General features: G+C 56.3%; 1 protein-coding gene. It reads left to right on the top strand.

The window, feature by feature from the left end; genetic code table 11:
* The coding region (locus tag IQ16_RS44950; RefSeq protein WP_244636099.1) for a hypothetical protein at positions 1 to 934 on the top strand (934 nt) is incomplete at its 5' end.
* Positions 935 to 1382: the final 448 nt, after the last annotated feature.

Here is a 1382-nt window from a genome sequence, read left to right as displayed (position 1 = left end):
ACAGAGCCGAGCCCTTCGTCTGGACCAAGAAAAAGGTCCGTCAACGCCGTTTCAAAGGCCGCCGTATCACTCAGCTCTGATTCCGGGTACTAGGCTGGTGTTTTTGTACTTCGTGAGCGTGCTTGCGGCCTTGCTTTTGCTGGTGGTGAGCAACCGCGGAGCCATGGCAAAACGCTCCGGCTATCGGAGTGATTGTGCCGGGATGCTGATTGTTTCTTCCATCCTACTTGTTGATAATTTTCAGTCGGAATGCCAAGCCCTCCATCTTTTCAGTGACAACCAGCCCATACGAGGGGAGCTCTTTGAGCGGGGTGCGGATCTGTTCAGCTTCAATGGGGCTAATGCGGGTGCACCGTGCAACGCTGTATTGGCTCCTGTGATTCTTCCAGCGCCCTCGCGTCTGCGCTATCGATCGATGACGCTGAGCAGTGACGAGCCGTCAAATTATCCCGACGAAGACGTTCTAAAGAGGAGAGCAGACAAAGGGCCTCGAGTGGCGTCGTTCGCTCCTGCAGGATCGTTCCGGCAGAATGGTCCGGCTCTCCGTGCGGAGGCGCCTGTCGGTTCGATGCTGATGCAGAGGCTAGTTTCTTTGGCATCTCATAGTTTTACGACCTCGGCCGGGGTCAAAATTAGCTTCACGTTGATTATGGCGTCAAACCCGAGCGGTACTGCTTTTGGTCCACAGGTCTTAATGGATGCCGACAGTAAAGCTTTGGTCTGCGAGATCTCGCCCATGGATGCGGAAAGCATCTCTGCGTTTCGGCACTCGCTGGCGCAAGCCTTTGTTCAACAAGCGGCGAATCCCGGTGGGGGGCTCCCGAGCAAGGATGTCGATGATTTGTTTGCGAACAACTGGGCTGCTAATGCAACAAATGGCATTATGGGCGGTTGCCTGCTCGGGAATAATAATGAAAGCGGAAGGATAGTGTAGCGCAGCACATGGGTTGTCACGAACTCCACGAACGAGTCCGGGCCGCCAGATCCGGAATGTCCCTCTTCAACTCCTGTAACAGGAGGGCGTAATTCGCCCGATATGCTCGTCGCCCAGCCATTCCATGTCGTCGAGCACCGCCCGCTGGCCGTGGAGCGAGCCGAATTGAAAAGTGCAGTGCCTGCCGTCGCTTGATAATCGTGTGGACGCGTCGGGTTGCGGGCCATTAGCGGACAACTGGCAGGCAGCTCTTCATAGCTTAGGCGTCGGCGATCGACCATCTGGTCCGTCCCATCGAACACAGGCGGCGCGCCCTCATCAATTGCCATCTGGGCTGACGAGCGCTTGCGCGCACTAGGGTCTGTACCTAAATAGCGCCACGTGATTCTCTTGCCTACGTGTTGATTCGGGGGCGAGAGAATGCGCGCTGGTTTGTTTTGGCTGAACG

This window comes from Bradyrhizobium huanghuaihaiense, assembly GCF_007830635.1.
Taxonomy (GTDB): domain Bacteria; phylum Pseudomonadota; class Alphaproteobacteria; order Rhizobiales; family Xanthobacteraceae; genus Bradyrhizobium; species Bradyrhizobium huanghuaihaiense.
The sequence above is the reverse complement of the archived record's forward strand: the minus strand, read 5'-3'. Positions and strand labels throughout refer to the sequence as shown.